The sequence below is a fragment of the Pseudomonas sp. HLT2-19-2 genome, assembly GCF_054898005.1.
In genome coordinates this window covers 2,784,923-2,805,457 of the sequence record NZ_CM142712.1, presented here as the reverse complement: position 1 = coordinate 2,805,457, position 20,535 = coordinate 2,784,923, and the positions used below count along the sequence as shown (strand labels likewise).

General features: G+C 56.8%; 7 protein-coding genes and 1 pseudogene. 5 read left to right on the top strand and 3 right to left on the bottom strand.

The window, feature by feature from the left end; translation table 11 throughout:
• Positions 1-294: 294 nt before the first annotated feature.
• Positions 295-1,507: pseudogene (locus ACYZTU_RS13010) on the top strand (IS3 family transposase).
• On the opposite strand, the gene ACYZTU_RS13005 reads toward ACYZTU_RS13010, so the two are convergent.
• A complete protein-coding gene (locus ACYZTU_RS13005; protein ID WP_461970672.1) occupies positions 1,499-1,741 on the bottom strand; it encodes a restriction endonuclease in 243 nt (80 codons plus the stop codon). The pseudogene ACYZTU_RS13010 and the gene ACYZTU_RS13005 overlap by 9 nt on opposite strands.
• Before the next feature lie 112 nt (positions 1,742-1,853).
• Here ACYZTU_RS13005 and ACYZTU_RS13000 point away from each other — a divergent pair, with 112 nt between their 5' ends.
• The 3 genes from ACYZTU_RS13000 (at position 1,854) to tnpC (ending at position 5,153) form a co-directional block, all read left to right on the top strand.
• Positions 1,854-2,858, top strand: a complete 1,005-nt coding sequence (locus ACYZTU_RS13000) for a glycosyltransferase (protein ID WP_461970670.1) — start codon at positions 1,854-1,856, stop codon at positions 2,856-2,858.
• A gap of 374 nt (positions 2,859-3,232) precedes the next feature.
• On the top strand, positions 3,233-3,592 hold the full coding sequence (tnpB, locus tag ACYZTU_RS12995; RefSeq protein WP_461964126.1) for an IS66 family insertion sequence element accessory protein TnpB: 360 nt from the start codon (positions 3,233-3,235) through the stop codon (positions 3,590-3,592).
• Positions 3,593-3,608: 16 nt separating this feature from the next.
• Positions 3,609-5,153: an IS66 family transposase gene (tnpC, locus tag ACYZTU_RS12990; protein ID WP_461970668.1), complete on the top strand. Its 1,545-nt coding sequence runs from the start codon at positions 3,609-3,611 to the stop codon at positions 5,151-5,153.
• A gap of 573 nt (positions 5,154-5,726) precedes the next feature.
• On the opposite strand, the gene ACYZTU_RS12985 is transcribed toward tnpC, so the two are convergent.
• Together ACYZTU_RS12985 and ACYZTU_RS12980 are read right to left on the bottom strand one after the other, a co-directional pair.
• The gene (locus ACYZTU_RS12985) at positions 5,727-6,674 is read right to left on the bottom strand and encodes a diguanylate cyclase (protein WP_461970666.1); all 948 of its coding nucleotides are present in this window, start codon (positions 6,672-6,674) and stop codon (positions 5,727-5,729) included.
• Positions 6,674-11,224: a CHASE domain-containing protein gene (locus tag ACYZTU_RS12980; protein ID WP_461970665.1), complete on the bottom strand. Its 4,551-nt coding sequence runs from the start codon at positions 11,222-11,224 to the stop codon at positions 6,674-6,676. The genes ACYZTU_RS12985 and ACYZTU_RS12980 overlap by 1 nt, the downstream gene beginning before the upstream one ends.
• 589 nt (positions 11,225-11,813) lie before the next feature.
• On the opposite strand from ACYZTU_RS12980, the gene ACYZTU_RS12975 reads away from it, so the two are divergent.
• Positions 11,814-20,495: a GH36-type glycosyl hydrolase domain-containing protein gene (locus tag ACYZTU_RS12975; RefSeq protein WP_461970663.1), complete on the top strand. Its 8,682-nt coding sequence runs from the start codon at positions 11,814-11,816 to the stop codon at positions 20,493-20,495.
• Positions 20,496-20,535 lie beyond the last annotated feature (40 nt).

The following is a 20,535-nucleotide window of genomic DNA, read 5'->3' as shown; positions in this document are numbered from 1 at the left end:
AATTGTGACTCTCAGCATTAGGGTCTTGAATCATTCGGCAAAGGCATCATCGAAAGCTAATTGGCTCCCTTTAACCAGAGCATCCTCAGTGAGGGAAAAGCTCGCGCACTCGAATAAATGACCGCCCTGTTTCAGCAGCCCTACGCACCTTTGAGTTCCAAGACCTTCTTACGGGGGATTTCCCTGTCTAGCATCTCGTAGATATCAAGTCAGTCGACGCAGATTGAATGAGCCCCATGAAAGACAGGACACCGTTTCCCCCTTACGATAAGGGATAGGCAAACGGTTATGTTTATGACTAATAGCAACGATAAGAGTGGTGAGCTTTTGGGCCAGGAGCGGCGGCGCCGCTGGAGCCCAGAGCAAAAACTGGCCATGGTTCGCGAGAGCCTTGAGCCAGGACAAAGCGTTTCGGTGGTGGCTCGGCGTAACGGCATCAATGCCAACCAACTGTTCCTGTGGCGCAAGCTTTACCAGGACGGCAGTTTGTCGGCGGTCAGTGCCGGTGAAGCCGTGGTGCCTGCCTCCGAGCTGAGCGATGCGCTCAAGCAGATCCGTGAGCTGCAACGGATGCTGGGCAAGAAAACGATGGAAGCAGAAATCCTCAAAGAGGCCGTGGAGATCGCCCGGTCGCGAAAATGGATTGCGCACTCACCCTTGTTGCCGGGGGACGACCAGTGAAGCTGGTCAGCAAATGTCTCGGTGTAGCGCGCTCGCAATTAACGGTTCGAATCAAACAATCGGTATCGCCCAAAGTACGGCGAAGCAGGCCTGTGGACGACGCTGATCTGGTGGTTGAAATCCAGCAACAGGTCAGCGAGCTGCCCAGCTATGGCTACCGTCGGGTCTGGGGATTGCTGCGTCGCTCCCGTGAAACCCAGTCGCTACCGGCAATCAATGTGAAGCGGGTTTACCGGGTCATGCGTGATCATAACTTGCTGCTTGAACGCAGAATCAAACAGCCGGGCGTGCCGCGTCGGCACGAAGGCCGTATTGCGGTGAAAACCAGCGATACGCGTTGGTGCTCGGACGGCTTTGAGTTCCGCTGCGAGGACGGCGCGAAACTGAGCGTGACCTTCGCCCTGGATTGCTGTGATCGCGAAGCTATGTCGCGAGCCCGACCGGGTATAGCGGCGATGACATCCGCGACTTGATGCTGGAAAGCGTGGAAAAGCGCTTTGGCGACCAACTGCCCACAACACCGGTGCAATGGCTAAGCGATAACGGCTCGGCCTACACCGCCGAACAGACGCGCCTGTTTGCTCGACAGATCGGTTTGCAGCCGGTGACCACCCCGGTACGCAGCCCGCAGAGCAACGGCATGGCCGAGAGCTTCGTGAAGACGATCAAGCGTGATTACGTGGCGCACATGCCCAAACCGGATCGGGAAACGGCGTTGCGCAACCTGGCAATTGCCTTCGAGCACTACAACGAGCAGCATCCGCACAGCGCCTTGAACTATCGCTCGCCGAGGGAGTTCAGGCGCTTGGCAGCGGCATCAAATTAACAGGGAGTTGGTGTCCGGTTTTGTAGGGGCAAATCCACAGATGACGCGTTTCCCCCTTCCAAAAGCTAATACTCCATCGTCAGTGAAGCCGCTGTTGCTGACGAAGATTCCCCTCGGCCAGGCGGCCCTCTGCTCTAGCTTCCCATGGAATGTGTGAAGGTCAGCTATCCCTATCTTGCTTCCATGCCACTTCGCTTCGATTAGATACGTCTCTCTGTTAAGCTTAAAACTCACAGGTGAGCGCAGCTGCCGCTACCCAAGGGGTATTTTTTGTATCGCCGTGCTAAAATTGGCAGTTACCAGCGCAATTACATTTTTATTGTACGTAACACAAAGAGCATATTATATGTCAGATCCGAAAATTTCCGTTATTGTTGCCGCATACAATGTCGAAGATTACATCGACGAGACGATGAAATCGCTCTTAGGGCAAACTTTTCAGCCATCGGAAATTGTGATTATCAATGATGGATCGACAGATGGGACGCTGGCATTAATCAACTCAAAATATGGCAATGACAGCAGGGTAAGTGTCATCACGCAGGAAAACCAGGGCGTCGGCGGAGCCCGTATAACGGGTTTCAACATGGCCACAGGTGACTACTTGTTTTTTTGTGACCCCGATGATGTGGTAGACCTCAATCTTTTCGAAGGCTTCAAAACAGCAGTAAATGAAAATACCGATCTGGAACTCTATTACTTTTCGAAACGATCTTTTGTTGATTCGAATGGCGAACGTAATTACTTGCGACGCGATACCGCACCGTCCCGCGAGGGCTGGTTCAGTAAGGGCGTGGAGTTGTTCGAGGATCTGATCATCAGTAATAAATACAAGGCCACGACGTGGCAGTATATTTTTAAAAAAACCATGACTGAGCGCTTCGAGGTTACATTCAAGGGGCGTGCGCACGAGGATCAGTTGTTCAGCATGAACGTCTATCTTCATAGCAAGCTCTGCTATGCAACACAGGCCGACCGATATTTCCAAAGGGTCCGCCAAGGGTCGCTTACCAATAGCGTCAAAGACGAGCGCCATGTTTTGACTAGCTACGACGCCTACCGAGACACCCTAGCTGCGCTCAAGGCCCATCTCCATCACTTCAGCCGCAAGCGTGAGGTGGCAATGGCTTATATGAGACGAGGCGTCACTTGGACAATCAAGGGGTGCATTCGAAACCGTGTGAGGCTACCCCACCGGTTTTTTACATTAACCCGCAAAGATTCCCGCGAATGTTGCGTGGGGCGCGAGGGAGGCATGGTATTAGTCCTACCGGAATGGCATTTCCTCGCGAAAAAAGTCAGCTTTGAATTGAAAGGTCTTTTGCGTCGGGGGCGATCCCGAGTTGCCTGAGTGCGAGCTTTGCTCGCCCGGACCACGCGTGGAGCCCACGACCACTCAACGCCCCTGCATGGCGAGACACTCAAAGTTCTGATCGAACACCTCGCCACCCGTCAACTCCACGCGCCCAGTAAGCGCAAAAAAACACCGTACTTTCGCTGGTAAACATATCCCCCTGTATTCACCATGAGCTGTGGCTGCCTAATATCCCCCGGTGTCAGGATAGTTGTCGCCTCTCCGAATTTTCCTGAAAAAGCATATCGGGGGCGGAAAGAGACTGGTCGTGCGGTGGCTCGTCATTGGTAAGGGATCCATGAACCCCACATTCCAAGCGGATAGCTGACGGCTGATGCTGTGCTCCCGATTTCCATGAGGAGCCCATCACCATGATGCGTCCCAATGCCAGCGTTGAAAAAGTGTACCTCTATCCAAAGCCGGTAGACTTTCGAAAGTCCATCGATGGCCTGGCTGCGCTGGTCGAACTGGATATCAAGGTCGCGGTGTTTGACCCCGTGCTCTTTGTTTTCCTGAATCGCCACCGTAACCGCGTCAAAGTGTTGTACTGGGAGCGCAACGGCTTCTGCCTTTGGCTCAAGCGCCTGGAGTCCGAGCGTTTTAAAATTTCACCTGATGTGGTGGACGAGGCTATCGTGCTGACCGTTCAGGAACTGAACTGGCTACTGGATGGATTTGATCTCTGGCGCAACCGTCCTCACAAGGTTTTAACGCCAAGATTCGTCGCTTGACGGGTATAATCCGGGCATGAATTTGATGCCCGAAGACCTCCCTGATGACCCTATTCTGCTCAAGCAAATGTTGCTTGAGGCACTCAGCCGTCAGCAGGCAACGGCTGAGGCATACCAGACTCATATCGTCGATCTAAAAGAACAGATCAAGTTGCTGCGCGACCGTTTATTCGGACGTAAATCCGAGCAGACCGTTGAACCCAACACGCCTCAACTCGCGTTATTCAACGAGCCCGAAAGCGAGCCGATGCCTTCAGTCGGCGACGCTGACGAAGAAGTGGTTGCTCCGACGCCACGTCGTGGCAAACGCAAGCCACTGTCGGCTGATCTGCCGCGCATCGAAGTCATCCACGAACTGCCAGAACATGAACTGACCTGTGCCTGCGGTTGCCGCAAGCATGTGATCAGTGAAGAAACCAGCGAACAGCTGGACATCGTGCCGATGCAGATCCGAGTGATCAAACACATCCGCAAAGTCTACGGCTGCCGTGGTTGTGAAACGGCTCCGGTCACTGCTGATAAACCTGCTCAGTTGATCGAAAAGAGCATGGCCAGTCCGAGCGTACTGGCGATGCTGCTGACCACCAAGTATGTCGATGGCTTACCGCTGCATCGTTTCGAAACGGTGCTGAGCCGACACGGTATCGATATCCCGCGTCAGACTCTCGCTCGCTGGGTTATCCAGTGCGGAGAGCACTTACAACCGTTGCTGAATTTAATGCGCGACCGATTGCTGGAAAGCCCGGTCATCCACTGTGATGAAACCCGCGTCCAGGTACTTAAGGAACCGGATCGAGACCCTACCTGCCAATCCTGGATGTGGGTGCAGGCCAGCGGGCCGCCAGACCGAAAAGTCGTGCTGTTCGACTACACGTCCAGCCGTGCGCAGGACGTGCCGTTGCGCCTGCTGGAAAGTTATCGCGGCTACGTGATGACTGATGATTACGCGGGTTATAACGCATTGGCGTTGCAACCGGGTGTGGAGCGGCTGGCGTGCATGGCCCATGCACGGCGCAAGTTCGTCGATGCGCAAAAAGTGCAGCCCAAGGGCAAGACGGGACGTGCCGATATTGCACTGACGATGATCAACAAGCTGTACGGCATCGAGCGTGAACTCAAGGATGCCAGTGATGAGCAGCGTTTTATTGGCCGTCAGGAAAAGAGCCTGCCGATCCTGGCCCAGTTGAAAGGCTGGCTGGAAAAAACGCAGCCTCAGGTCACCCCTCAAAGTGTGCTGGGTAAGGCAGTGAACTACCTGGCCAACAACTGGAGCCGACTGGAACGCTACGTGGAAGCCGGTTTTTTACCGATCGACAACAATCCGGCGGAGCGTGCAATAAAGCCGTTTGTCATTGGGCGCAAGGCTTGGCTGTTCAGCGACACGCCCAAAGGCGCCACCGCCAGTGCGCAGATCTACAGCTTGGTCGAGACCGCCAAGGTCAACGGCCAGGAGCCCTATACGTGGCTGCGCCACGTACTGGAGCGGCTGCCGCATGCGGAGTCGGTGGCCGATTACGAAGCGCTACTGCCATGGAACTGCTCACCGGAAATGCCACGGTAAACGAGGCGGTTGTCTTACGGTAGGTGTGGTTCATGGATCGGATACCGTCATTGTGATGTTGGACGTAAACCAATCGGCTACCCAACTGAAATTCACATTGCCATACATCCGAGGAAACACGCCAGTGGCCAAGCATGGGTTCAGTCAGCAGATTGATGTCCATATCGGTTCTACACAGGTGGAAAGGTGCACAGGTTATCCCCTCACACATCAACCTGGATGTGCGTAGCCGCTTAGTCTTTACTCCCCGCTTGAACTTGGTCGAAGCCGTCATTTAACTTGCACCTGACCGGCAGCTTGCGTCGTTTTCAGCCGGTCACGACAGGCAGCAACCGGCCAAAAGCGGTCACTGGACAATAACCATCCGGTCCCCAGTAGGGCAAAAACTCACATTTCAAATCGCTAGCCCCCCGGAGGAGGGAAGTCAGCACGGGGGCTAGGCAGTCGCGTGTCCCTAGGGGGCTTTCGGCAAACTGCGGATAGCTACTGGGCGTTTTCGATTGGAGCAAGTTCTTGATTCAATGCTTGCCCGTGAGATCCATTCGAAAATGCAGTCTGCAAAGGGAAAAACACTTAACTGGACGACATTGCAGAGGAACATACCCGAGCCCTACCCGCTTTCTTCGCTTCATAGAGTTGCTTGTCCGCAGCTTCTATCAACGCCTGGAATTCAAAGTCGTCAGTGGGCGTCAATGTTGCGACACCTAGAGAAAGAGTTACCACACGAGCTACATCAGAAGCAGAATGCTCGATACCCAGCGCCCGGATATGCTCTTGCATTTTTTCTGCAAGTTGGACCGCTCCGCAAAGATCTGTATTGGGTAGGATGCAGGCAAACTCTTCGCCACCATACCGAGCGACCAGGTCGTAGGGGCGTCTAACCGTTTCAGATAACGCTTGGGCAACAGATTTCAAGCAGCCATCTCCAGCCTGGTGGCCATATTGGTCGTTGTAGCGTTTGAAAAAATCAACATCCGCCATAATGAGCGACAGCGGTTTTTGCTCTCGAAAGCACTGGCGCCAATCCGCCAATATGTCCTCATCGAATTTGCGTCGATTAGCCACGCCAGTAAGACCATCCATTAATGCCATGGAACGCAGCAGATCGTTCTGTAGTTTAAGGGTCAGGTGTGTGCGCACACGGGCTCTAACAATGATTGGATTGATGGGTTTGCTGATGAAGTCCACCGCGCCAAGTTCCAGACCTAGTACCTCATCCGACTCCTGCTGCTGTGCGGTAATGAAGATGATGGGGATGTCCTGGGTCGCAGGGTCAGCCTTGAGTCGACGGCATACTTCATGCCCGTCCACTCCCTCCATAACCACGTCCAGCAGAATCAGATCGGGTAGTTGGGTCTGGCATACCGTGATCGCCTGCTCACCGCTGGTGGCCATGAACACATCACAGTCCTCACGAAACAACTCATGGAGTACCCGGATATTAATCGGTTGGTCGTCAACAATGAGGAGTTTTGGACGGTTATGGGAATGTGGTAACCAGGTTTCCATCGATTTTTCCATCAGGCAGATCTCAACAGTTCACGACCAATCGGCATCGCAGCAGAAAAGTTTAGCGACTGCACCATAACAACCAGTTCGTCGAACTGTGGGCGCAGGGATTGCGGCGTTTTTGACGCCAATGCGTCTGCCAGCTCTATGGCTTGGAGGTTGCCCGCTTCCAGCAACAGCAAAATCTCCTCTAGGGATTCTCGCCATTGCGTGAGCGCCATCAATTCGGAGTCAACACAGACCTTTGCGCTCGGGCTCTGACCAAAGTCGACATTCATCTGCTCAAGGCTTTGTTGCAGTAACCTGCTTAATTCATCAAACCATGTTGCGTCAGCAAAGATGCGCGCTACAGACTCTGCATCTGCGCAATTCAGTTTGTGCTCCAGGTCGCCCGCCAGTAGCGACACCGCCTTGGCACCCATGGTCCCGCTACTGCCTTTAATGGAATGGAGCACGAAAGCTGCCCCCGATGCGTCTCGCCGCTGGATCTGATCGTGCAACCGGCCAAGCAGTTTTTCTAGCTCGGGGCCAAAGTTACGCAGCACGTTTCGGATCAAATCGAGGTCGCCACCAAAGCGGCTAATGATCGATGCACGCGACTCGATCACGCCTTCTCCTGTATTAGCTTGGCCCGAGCCTGGAGATGCCTGGCGATTCTCAAGGCCCACTTGCAAAAGCAATGTGGCGACGAGTTGTTCCAGATCTATGGGCTTGCCGACATGCTCATTCATCCCCGCAGCAAGACACGCCTCACGGTCGGTATTTGAGGCATTCGCGGTCATCGCCACAATCGGCAGCGCTGCAAAGCGTGGATTCGATCGAATGCGACGGGTCGCCTCCAAGCCATCAATATCCGGCATCTGGATATCCATCAACACGACGTCGAAGGGCACACTCTCAGCCATCACCCTGCTCACCCCTTCCAGCCCACCTTCAGCCAGCGTCACTCGAGCGCCTTCCTCTGTCAGTAACTCATCGGCAACCTGCCGATTAAGCATGTTGTCTTCCACCACCAATAGCCGCAGCCCGGCCAGACGCTGCGGCCTGTCAACAGTTGACTTGGACGGGAGTGACTGCGCAAGGCCTTTGCCGTTGAGTGCTCGCTGAACAGCGTCGGCTAACTGCTTGGGAGTGACAGGCTTGGTGAGAAACCCCACGAAGGGAGCGTCTCCCATCTCGTTTGCGTCGGCCAGCACTTCACGGCCGTAAGCGGTAATCATAATGATCATTGGAGTAGGTACGCCGTTGCCCTGCTGATGGATCAGTTGCGCAGCGCTCAGCCCATCCATATCGGACATCCGCCAGTCCATCAGTACCACGTCGTAGGCTTCGCCTCTCGCCTGGGCGTTCTTCACCCATGCCACTGCTTGCGTGCCACCACTCACGTGGTCGGCCTTCCACCCCAATGCATGAACCGTTCGCAACAGCAATTCACCCGCCATGTCGTTGTCGTCGACGACCAGTATCCGTATGGACACATCGACTCCAGAGCTGTCAGATCTCAGCAGCGAATTCGGCGCTACATCCAGGGTGATATCGAACCAGAAGCGACTTCCCACACCTTGCTGGCTCTCCACCTGAAGTTCACCGCCCATCAAGCTGACCAACCGCTTGCAGATCACCAAGCCCAGACCGGTGCCGCCAAAGCGGCGGGTGGTTGAAGCCTCGGCCTGAGTGAATCCTTCAAAAATGCGTTGAAGTTGCTCCGGATTGATACCGATACCTGTATCAGAAACTGCGATGCGCAATTTCACAGCGTTTTTCGTGCGCATCAGTTGCTCGACGCTGACCACGATCTGGCCTTCCAGGGTGAACTTGAGGGCGTTACCCGCCAGGTTGATCAGCACCTGTTGCAGCCGCAGGCTGTCGCCTATCAGGTCGTTGGGCAGATTGGAGTCAAGGTCGAACATGACCTCGACTTCTTTCTGGCCCTGGTTACCGGCCAGCACAACGGCGAGGTCACGCATGAGCGATTCGAGTTCGAATGGGTGCACATCGAGTTGCAGCTTGCCGGCTTCAATCTTGGAGTAATCAAGGATGTCATTGAGCAAGCCCAGCAGTGATTTCGCAGCAGACTGTGCTTTGGTCACATAGTCGAGTTGACGACCATTCAGGTCAGTGTTCTGCACTAACTGCAACATGCCCAGCACGGCGTTCATCGGCGTGCGTATTTCGTGGCTCATGTTGGCCAGGAACGACGATTTGGCTGCACTCGCGGTGTCGGCCTGTTCCTTGGCATACAGCAGATTTGACTCCAGCTCGCGCTGGGAGGTTATATCCCGATTGATACCCGTAACACGCAAAGCCGCACCGTTCGGACTGCGTTCGACCTGCGCGCCTGCCTGTATGAAGCGGATCTGGCCGTCCGGGCGAACGACACGAAAAGTGGTGTCGTACACACCACTCCCCTCGACTGCGACACTCAGCTTTTCAGCCGCTGACACCGCATCGTCGGGGTGAACTCGCGAATACCAGTGCTCATAATCCAGACCATTACTGCGCAACGTCAGTGGCTGACCGTAGAACTCGAACATACGATCATTCCACTGCAAGGCATTGTCCGCCAACGTCCATGACCAGACGCCCAGTTCGGCTACTTCAGCAGCCATCAGCAACTGATCATGAATCGCCATCAGTTCACTACGTTGTTGCTGTGTTGTCTGCAGGCTCGCAGCCAGCTCCCTTTCCGCCGCTTTACGTTCGGTGATGTCCACCGCGATGCCCAGGTAGCCGCTCAATTTCCCTTCGTCATCACGCATGGAGGTGACCACCAGCGTGACAGGAAACCGCGAGCCGTCCTTACGTATGTAAGTCCACTCTCGGGTTTCTGCACCTTCAAGCTCAGGTTTATAGGTCAACACACGGAAACCATCGATTGCCTGAGCGTACTCCTCGCTCAGTTCAACGCTACGAGCAGCGACTTCCTCTGGTACATGGATCGATTCAGGTGTGCGCTGACCCAGCAACTCATCGGCGTGATAGCCCAACAAATGCTCAGCGCCTTTATTGAACACACGGATAACGCCATCGAGATCCGTCGCAATGATCGAGACCTCAGTGGCCGAGCGCAGCACGCTGTCTAACAATAGATTGAGTTGCCGCAACTCGGAAGTTCGCTGCGCAACCTGCTCCTCCAGATTTGAATTAAGTTCAAGAATTCGGGCTTCTGCTACTTTTTTCGCCGAGATATCCCTTAACGTCTTGGAGACTCCAACCACGCGACCACCCTCTCCATAAATGGGTGAGAAGCTGGCGGAGATATCGATCAGCCGGCGATCTTTACGGCGGCGCTGGGTATCAAAGCCAGTGATACTCTCCCCGGCCCATATGCGCGCAAGGATATGGGCTTCTTCAGCTACAAACTCCTCAGGAACAACCAGACTGACCAGCGTCTGGCCCACAGCCTCCTCGGCGGTATAGCCAAAAAGATGTTCGGCACCTTTGTTCCAGTTGGTGACGATGCCATCGAGTGTTTTTCCAATAATGCCATCGGCCGAGCTTTCGACGATGGCGGCCAGCCTTGCCTGTTCGGCGAGTATCTGCCGCCGACGTTGACGGCTGACACTCACGACACTCGTCAGAGTAGCCAGTAGAAGAGTGAGCAAACCACCAAGCAACAGGACGACTGTGGGTGAAACCTGATGCAGGCGCTGGATGAACAACGGGTGCGCGCTGAGTTCAACTTGCCATCGCCTCCCGTACACCTCGCGCTCCACCTGGTGGGTCATTAGCGTTTCATGGCTAGTCAATTCCTCGGTGCTTCCATAAAACAGCTTCTCTTGCCCAAGGACAGTGATATCCCTTAATCGCAGATGCACGGTCTCGTTTTCTATGCGCAGGCCTCTGAGTACCTCCTCTGTCCGCAACACGACATAGCTCCAGCCAAAAGCTGCGGCCTCTCGTTCAGCAGCGGTCGCCGGAGTCACACCACCGCGAAAGATAGGCATCAACACCAGGAAAGACTGCTGCGGTTTTCCTGTGTCCTGTATCAGAGTGATGGGCCCGGTAATCCGTACCCTACCGCTTTGTATCGAGGATTGGGCAGCCTCTCGCCGTGATGTTTCCGACGCAATGTCCAAACCAATTGCAGCCTGGTTTCCCTCAGCCGGTTCGACATACTGGATAACGTAACGCTCGCCTGAATGGGGTGAGAATTGACGAATGGAGAAATCGGCTTTGCCTTCGGCCCGAGCGTATTTGAGAAACTCGCGTTCATCGCGCTCCGATACTCGCCTGATAAAGCCCAAAGCACTGGCGCCGGGGAACTCGGCAGCGAGGTCGCGCGTTTGGTGATACTGGTTAAAAACCTCGCGACTGATGCCATGTTCACCCGCTGTCAGCACCGCGCCACGAGCGCCACGCAATCCGTATTGGTAAAGATCGAGGCGAGTTAAAACCAACTCGGCGGCTTCCTCGGTAGCCGCAGCGATCGCTTCTTGAGCCTGCTGCTGGTTGATGCGTTCGAGGATCCAGCCACCCAGAATGCTTGCCCCTAACCCCACCACCAGGGTGATGGCTACTCCCCTGCTCAATGCAAAAAACTTATGTTTTCTCACCCGCATTGTCCCATTGCAGAAGACCTTCAAGCCTTCAATATTAAAGTTAGAACCCTGTTGAGAGCGTCTGTAACTTAGTTTGTATGCATCACATTAACCATGAACCCCGTGGATAAAAATGTGCATATTTGAGCAAAGGGAACAGGACGCAAATATAGATAAACGTCTTGTCGCACATTCCTTTGGCCCTCGCAAATCCCTTGTATTAAATAACAAAAAATCCTCGCCCGGCTTTTCTGCGGTGAGATGCCCTGTCGGTGTCCCCGAATGCGCTCAGGCCAGGCCCGCCAATCGTTGAAGTCGTTCGAGGTCCGCTTCAGGCTCTCCATTATTCATAGCAGCCCTTAGCCCATCCTGAAAAAGCCCGAAGGCTATCGGTGCTCATAAGTCAGGGTGGACATAAAATTCCGATCAGCCGCTGACGCAGCTATGCTCGCTAGGCATACAAACATAGATCAGCTCCTTTGGCAGACTCCAAGCCAGCCGTAGTGGTGTGCTGCAAGGTGCTCGTGACGCACCATCAGGTCATGAACTGCGTCGGGAGCACTCCCACCCTCATCACTCCATTCGTCGAGGGCGTGTCATGCAAGGAAACATGGACAGTCAATGGCCCCACGTCTTCTTCCGGTTCTGGCGTCTGCCTGCCATTTACTATCGCCAGTGGAGCGAATCACGTCGTAAATTCGAGTACGAATCACTGCTGCGCTCGGAGTTGTTCAGCGCCGAACAGATGGCCAGCCATGGAACACTACTGGCTCAACAGCACCGTATTAGCGGCCGCACGGCGAAAGACTCGCTGCTGGCGCGCCTGGCCGACAACGAGACGACGCTAGCCAGTAGCTGCAAGGCGCTCACTGCGGCACCGTTGTCCGCCCGGCGTGCAACACCGGCAGCGGAATGGTTGTTGGACAACTATTACCTGGTCGAAGAACAAATCCGCACCACCAAGTCTCACCTGCCCCGAGGCTACAGCCGTGAGTTGCCGCAATTGGCCGATGGCCCGTCGGCAGGATTGCCACGGGTCTACGACATCGCTCTGGAGACCATTTCACATGGAGACGGCAGGGTCGATGAGGAGAGTCTGAGCCGTTTTGTAGTGTTCTATCAGACGATAACACCACTCACACTCGGCGAATTGTGGGCGATTCCGATCATGCTACGCCTGGCTCTGATCGAGAATCTGCGGCGAGTAGCTTCGCGAGTCATGGCTAACTGGGATGACCGCAACCTGGCCAATGACTGGGCCGATCACTTGATCGAAACCGCCGAGCGCGATGCCAAAAGCGTAGTTCTGACGGTTGCTGACATGGCGCGCTCAGAGCCGCCGATGACCTCATCATTCGTCGCTGAACTGGCGCGACGGTTACAAGGGCAAAGTGCCGCGCTGATACTGCCATTGGCCTGGATCGAGCAGATGCTCAGCGAGTCAGGACTCAACATTGAGCGCCTGGTGCAGGTGGATGCCCAGCAGCAAGCCGCCGATCAGGTGTCCATCAGCAACAGCATCGCCAGCTTGCGTCTGCTGTCGGCCATCGACTGGCAGGAGTTCGTCGAACAACTGAGCCACGTCGAGCATGTGTTGCGCACAGACCCGGCAGGGGTCTACGCGCGTATGGATTTCGCGACCCGTGATCACTATCGGCATGTGGTCGAACGCTTGGCCAGGAACTGTGACCAGGCTGAAAAAAGCGTCGCGCAAGCGGCCATCGCCCTGGCCGATGCCCGGATAAGGCCCCCGCCCGAGGGTGACGCGGCTGCACATGTGGGTTACTACCTGGTGGGCCCTGGGCTCAATGAACTCGAGCATCGAATCGCCGCTCGAGTGCCCTTGGGCGAGCAATGGTCACGCCTGCTGCTGCGCGCACCGCTGGCCTTTTACTTGGGTCTGGTGCTGATCCTGTCAACGCTGTTCGCCTGGCCTTTCCTTGAGACCGTTTATCGCGACGCAAGGCCTGGATACCTGCTGGTATTGATCGCGATACCCACGCTGCTGATGTCCAGCCGCCTGGCCATCGGGCTGGTCAATTGGCTGATCACTCTCACCATGCCCCCCAGCTTTCTTCCCCGACTGGATTACAGCCAGGGTCTCCCGCTGCAAGCTCGCACGTTGGTGGTCATTCCCACCCTGATAGCTCATTGCGTGGATGTCGAAGAGTTGGTCGAAGGCCTGGAAGTACGATTCCTGGCCAATCGGGATGCCAATCTGCACTTTGCCCTGCTCACCGATTTTATGGATGCCCCCACGCAGGAACTGGAGCAGGATGCGAGCCTGATGTTGCTGGCACGGCGGTTGATTGAAGGGCTAAATCGGAAATACCCCGACCCACACAACGACCGCTTTTTCCTGTTGCACCGACCAAGACGCTGGAACGAGGCCGAGCACACCTGGATGGGCTATGAGCGCAAACGCGGCAAACTCGCCGAGCTCAATGCCCTGCTGCGAGGCCGAGGCCAGGAGCACTTTTCACTGATCGTGGGCAATATCCAGGCACTGACTGCCGTTCGTTACGTGATCGCCCTCGACACTGATACCCAATTACCACGTGATGTTGCACAGCGATGCGTCGGCGCGATGGAGCACCCGCTCAACCACCCCGTGTTCGATCCGCACAAGGGCCACGTCATCAGCGGTTATGCGATTTTGCAACCGCGAGTGGGCATCAGCCTGCCGAGCACTGCACGCTCTTCCTATGCCCGGCTGTTCGGAAACGATGCTGGCGTCGATCCTTACACCCGTGCTGTTTCGGACGTCTATCAGGATCTTTTCCAGCAGGGTTCATTCATTGGCAAAGGAATCTACGCCGTGGATGCTTTCGAGCACGCCCTGGAAGGCTGTTTCCCGGAGAACCGCATCCTGAGCCACGACCTGATCGAGGGGTGTTATGCCCGCTCGGGGTTACTCAGCGACGTGCAACTGTTTGAAGAATACCCCGCCCGTTACAGCGCCGACGTCAAACGCCGGCATCGCTGGATTCGCGGGGACTGGCAGTTGCTGCCTTGGATCATGCCCTGGACACCCAAGGCAGGTGGAGGTCTAGAGCGCAATCGTCTTTGCGCCGTGGCGCGCTGGAAAATTTTTGACAATCTTCGGCGCAGTCTGGAGCCAAGCGCTTTCCTGATAATGTTGCTGTGGGGCTGGCTTGGAGCAATGGAGCCTCGTTCGTGGACCTTCGCGGTGCTTATCCTGGTACTGATCCCACCGCTGTCGAGCGCTTTGCACGAGCTCATGCACAAAACCGTCGACGTTCCGATCGAGCAGCATTTGACCGCTGCCTTGGGCACCTCCAGCCAACACTTTATGCGGGCGGTCCTTCCTCTGGTCTGGTTGCCGTTCGAAGCGTTATACAGCCTGGATGCAATCGGCCGTACGCTGTGGCGCATGCTGATCAGCAAGCGTCGTCTGTTGCAGTGGAACCCTTCCCGGGAAGTGGAACGCAGCGACAGCAACACGCTATCTGAGCTGTACCGCACAATGTGGATAGCCCCATTGCTGACAACGGTCCTTTTTGTACTGTTACTACCCACTCCGAACGTGCTCGCCTTGGCCGGACCCTTTTTGCTGCTGTGGCTGACGAGCCCGGCTGTCGCTTGGTGGCTCAGTCGGCCTTCCCCCCGGGCGAAGTTCAATCCTTCAGCGCAGGAGCTGCGCTTCCTGCGCTCCCTGGCGCGCAAAACCTGGGCATTCTTCGATCAATACGTCGGTCCGGCCGACAACTGGCTACCCCCTGACAACATCCAGGAGCAGCCCTACCTTGCCATTGCACACCGTACATCGCCGACCAATATGGGCATGGCGCTGCTGTCCCATCTGGCCGCGCATGATTTTGGCTATCTGAGTGGCGAGCGGCTACTGGAGCGCCTCGATCAGTCCTTGTCCAGCATGGCTGGCCTTGAGAACTACCGCCGGCACTTCTACAACTGGTATGACACCTTGACGCTCAAGCCCTTGCCACCGCTCTACGTATCGACGGTAGATAGCGGGAATCTGGCAGGGCTGCTACTGACCTTGCGCCCAGGGTTGTTGGACCTGATTGATGCGCCACTGTTTGATCTGCGGGTGGTCAATGGGCTGATCGACACTCTGAATGTGCTGCAAGACACCCTCCTAGCCGCGGGCCTGGACGACGCCGAGGTACAAACCCTACAAGAAGAAGCGCTCGTGGCGCAGGCCCGGATTATTTCGAACCCTGACGACGCCCCCGAGACGCTCCTGACCTTGCTGGAGCGCATGAATGCACCCACTGCCCTCAGCAACTTGGCGACGGTTGGTGAGGCCGCTTTCTGGCTCAAGGCATTGTGCGCGCAATGTCAGGATCTGCAGGCTGAGCTGCTGCGCTTTAGACTGCCGCCCGCCATCGACAAGGCAGAGCCGTTGGCACTCAGCTGGCGCCAATTGGCGCAACTCGATGTCGCTCGCTGGTTGCCGGCTCAGCAGGCTCAAGTGACGTCCGTGCAGCGCCTGGCGGTGCAGCGCATTGCCTCGGTCACCCGCCTGGCCAATCTGGCCGACACCATGGCGAACATGGACTTCACCTTTCTCTATGATTCCCGGCGCAATCTTTTCGCTATTGGCTATAACGCCAGCGACCACAAGCTGGATACGGGTTATTACGACTTGCTGGCCTCGGAGGCGCGACTGACCAACTATGTGGTTATCGCTCAAGGCCAGTTACCTCAAGAAGGCTGGTTTAGCCTTGGAAGGCTGCTCACCAGCAGCGGCGGCATACCCGTGCTGCTGTCATGGACAGGCTCGATGTTCGAGTACCTGATGCCCATGCTGGTAATGCCCAACTACGAAGGTACCCTGCTCGACCAGACCTGCCGCGCAGCGGTCGCCTTGCAGATAGAGTACGGCAATCAGTTGGGCATTCCCTGGGGGGTTTCCGAGTCGGGTTACAACATTCAGGATGCTCACTCCAACTATCAATATCGCGCATTCGGTGTACCAGGCCTGGGTCTCAAGCGGGGCCTTGGCGAAGACACCGTTGTCGCCCCCTATGCCAGCGCCCTGGCGCTGATGGTGGCCCCCGAGGCCTCGTGCCGGAACCTGCAGCGACTTTCCGCGCTGGGCCTGGCCGGGCGCTATGGCTTGTATGAAGCCGTGGATTTCACCGAGGCGCGCTTGCAACGCGGGCAGCGTTGCGCAGTCGTCTATTCCTTTATGGCGCATCACCAGGGCATGAGCCTGCTCGCGCTGACTTTCCTGCTACTTGACCGTCCGATGCAGCGACGTTTCGAATCCGACCCGCAATTCCAGGCGACCACCCTGCTGTTGCAGGAACGTGTGCCGAAGACCGCCGCACAGTACCTGCATGCCGCAAGCGCGCCGGCTGCGGACCGGGCATCACGAATACATGAAACCAAGCTGCGAGTCTTTTCCGATCCTGACCGCAAACGCCCTGCGGTGCAGTTGCTCTCCAATGGCCGCTACCATGTGATGGTCAGCAGTGCCGGCGCAGGTTACAGCCGCAGCAACGAGATTGCTGTCACCCGTTGGCATGAAGACTTCACCTGCGACAACTGGGGTATGTTTTGTTACCTGCGCGATGTTGCAAGCGGCACGTTCTGGTCCGCTGCGCACCAACCGACGTTGCGCCATCCGGAAAGCTACGAAGCCATCTTCACTGATGCCCGTGCCGAATTCCGTGTACGTGAGCAAGACTTCGACACTCATACCGAAATCGTCGTATCACCGGAGGACGACATCGAGTTGCGCCGCTTGCACATCACCAACCGCGCGCAAGTGCGCCGCAGTATTGAACTCACCAGCTACGCCGAGGTAGTGCTGGCTTCGGCCATCAGCGATGCGATGCACCCAGCCTTTAGCAATCTGTTCGTGCAGACCGAGCTGTTGCACCCGCTGCAGGCAATCATCTGCACGCGTCGGCCACGCTCCAGCCAGGAAACAGTGCCCTGGATGTGTCATTTGCTGGCAGCGCATGGTGTACATGTCGATGCGCTCTCCTACGAGACCGACCGTGCGCGCTTTATCGGTCGTGGGCGCAGTGTCGTGGCCCCGGCGGCACTGGACGATGAGGTCGAACATTTATCAGGAACCGCCGGCCCGGTACTTGATCCGATTGTAGCGATACGTTGTCGCATCACCCTGGACCCCTGTCAGACGGCGACCATCGACCTGGTGACCGGCCTTGCCGACAGCCGTGACAACTGCCTGCACCTGATCGACAAGTACCGCGACCGTCATCTGGCCGATCGCGTCTTTGACTTGGCCTGGACCCATAGCCAGGTGCTGTTGCGCCAGCTCAACGCGTCATTGAGCGACGCACGTCTGTTCGAGCAGATGGCCGCGTCGATCATCTACGCCAGCGCTGCATTAAGGGCCGAGAGCAGCGTGCTGGTGGCCAACCGGCGTAACCAGTCCAGCCTCTGGGGACAGGCAATATCGGGCGACTTACCCATCGTGCTGCTGCAGATCAGCGATCTGGCTAATATCGAGTTTGTGCAGCAGGTGGTCAAAGCTCATGCCTATTGGCGTCAAAAGGGCCTGTCGGTCGATCTAGTGATCTGGAACGAGGATCAGGCCGGCTATCGCCAGCAACTGCAAGACCTGATTATGGGGCTGGTTACCTCGGGCAGTGAAGCGAGCCTGGTCGACCGTCCTGGCGGGATTTTTGTGCGCCAGGCACAACAGTTGTCGGGCGAGGACCGGACACTGATGCTATCGGTGGCCCGCCTGGTACTCAATGACGGCCACGGCAGCCTGGCCGATCAGGTCCATCGGCGCCGCGCGGACCCTCTGCTCCCCAGGCTTGAACCGAGTCTTGTGCGAGTGGAGCAACCACCTGTGGTTGGTGCCGCACAAACCGACCCTGCCTTGATATTGAGCAATCCCTACGGTGGCTTCAGCCCGGACGGTAACGAATACGTAGTGACCCTGCGACCAGGCCAACCCACACCCGCGCCTTGGGCCAATGTGCTGGCCAATGCGCACTTCGGCACGGTGATTTCCGAAAGCGGCGCGGCTTACACCTGGAGCGAGAATGCTCACGAGTATCGTCTCACCCCTTGGCATAACGACCCGATCTCTGACCCCAGCGGTGAGGTGTTGTACCTGCGCGACGAAGATACCGGCCACTTCTGGTCGCCGACCCCGCAACCCTGCCCAGGTAGTGGCCTTTACCGTACTCGCCACGGTTTCGGCTACAGCGTATTCGAGTATGAAGAGGACGGCATCCATACCGAGTTGTGGGTCTATGTGGCGCTGGATGCACCGATCAAATTCTCGCGCCTGAAAATTCGCAATACCAGCGGCCGGCCGCGGCGTTTGTCGGCAACGTGCTATGTGGAGTGGGTACTGGGGGATTTGCGCAGCAAGTCGGCCATGCATGTGGTCACGGAGGTGGACCCATTCAGTGGCGCGCTATTCGCGCGCAACGCCTTTTCGATCGAGTTCTCCGGGCGCGTCGCCTTTCTCGACACGGACTCGACGGGGCGCAATTTTAGCGGTGATCGTGCCGAATTTATTGGTCGCAATGGAACCCTGCAAACGCCTGCAGCACTGACTCGTGCCCGACTGTCCGGACGGTGTGGTGGTGGTTTCGACCCGTGCGCAGCGATGCAGGTCGCACTGGAACTGGCGGACGGCGAAAGCCAGGACGTGGTGTTCCGACTCGGCGCCGAGCAGGATGCCAAATCAGCCACCCACTTGGTGCAAAAATACCGCGGCGCCAAGGCCGCGGCGAGTGAACTGGACGCTGTGCGTATGCATTGGCGCACGACCTTGGGGGCCATACAAGTTCAGACTCCCGATCCAGCCATCGATGTGCTGGTCAACGGCTGGCTGATGTATCAGGTCATCGCGTGCCGCTTCTGGGCGCGTAGCGGCTATTACCAATCCGGCGGAGCCATTGGCTTTCGTGATCAATTGCAGGACAGCATGGCAATGATCCATGCCGACCCGGCTGCCGCGCGCCGCCACCTGCTGCTCTGCGCCGCGCATCAGTACCCCGAAGGCGACGTACAACACTGGTGGCATCCACCGCAAAGTCGGGGTGTGCGAACGGGCTGTTCCGACGACTTTCTCTGGTTGCCCCTGGCAACCAGCCGCTACGTGTACATCACCGGTGACCGTAGCGTACTGAGCGAAGTGGTGGGCTATATCGAGGGACGTGCACTGAATGCTGGCGAAGACTCCTACTACGATCTGCCCGGCACTTCGCAACTCCAGGAAAGCCTCTACCAACATTGCGTGCGCGCCATTGAGCATGGCCTCAAGCGCGGATCCCATGGGCTGCCGTTGATGGGGGGCGGAGACTGGAATGACGGAATGAATCGGGTTGGCGAGCAAGGCCTTGGTGAGAGCGTATGGCTTGGCTTCTTCGGCTACGAGGTGCTGCTGCAATTCTCCAGTACTGCGCAGCTGGAAGGCGATTTGGTTTTCGCCCAGCGTTGTACCGACCAGGCGGCAACCTTGCGTGTGAGCCTGGAAAATCAGGGTTGGGATGGCGCTTGGTACCGCCGCGCTTACTTCGACGACGGCCAGGTATTGGGCTCTGCGAGTAACGAGGAATGTCGTATCGACTCCATAGCGCAAAGCTGGTCGGTGCTCAGCGGGGCTGCATCGCAGGTACGGCGCCGAACGGCCATGGATTCACTGGATCTGCACTTGGTCCGGCGCGATACCGGCGTGGTGTTATTACTGGACCCGCCGTTCGACAAGGGCGCACTGGATCCCGGTTACATCAAAGGCTACGTACCCGGCGTACGCGAAAACGGTGGCCAGTACACGCACGCTGCCGTCTGGGCAAGTATGGCCTTCGCCCGTCTCGGTGACAGCGACAAAGCGTGGGAGCTGCTGCGCATGATCAATCCCGTCAGCCGTCGCAGCGCTGCACAAATCGAAACGTACAAGGTGGAGCCTTACGTGATGGCCGCCGACGTCTACGGGGTTACGCCCCACACAGGACGCGGTGGATGGACCTGGTACACCGGATCGGCGGGCTGGACGTATCGCCTGATCGTCGAATCACTGCTGGGACTGACACGCTGCGCCAACTCGCTGCGCATTGAACCGGTGCTGCCAGCCGATTGGCCGGGTTTCACCCTCCACTATTGGTTCGGTGCAACCCTCTACCACATCGAGGTGCGCCAAAACGAAGACGCAACACACACACTCAGTCTGGATGGCAAGCTACTCCCCGATGCGACGCTAGGTCTGCTGGACGATGGGATCGAACACCGTATTTTGGCGACCTGCCCGAAATCTGCGGCAGTTAATGAGGGGCGCGTCACATCAACTTCTGAACGACCGTTGTAGCAGGGATTCTGAGCGTAGCGCGCAGAGTCCCTGCTTTGGG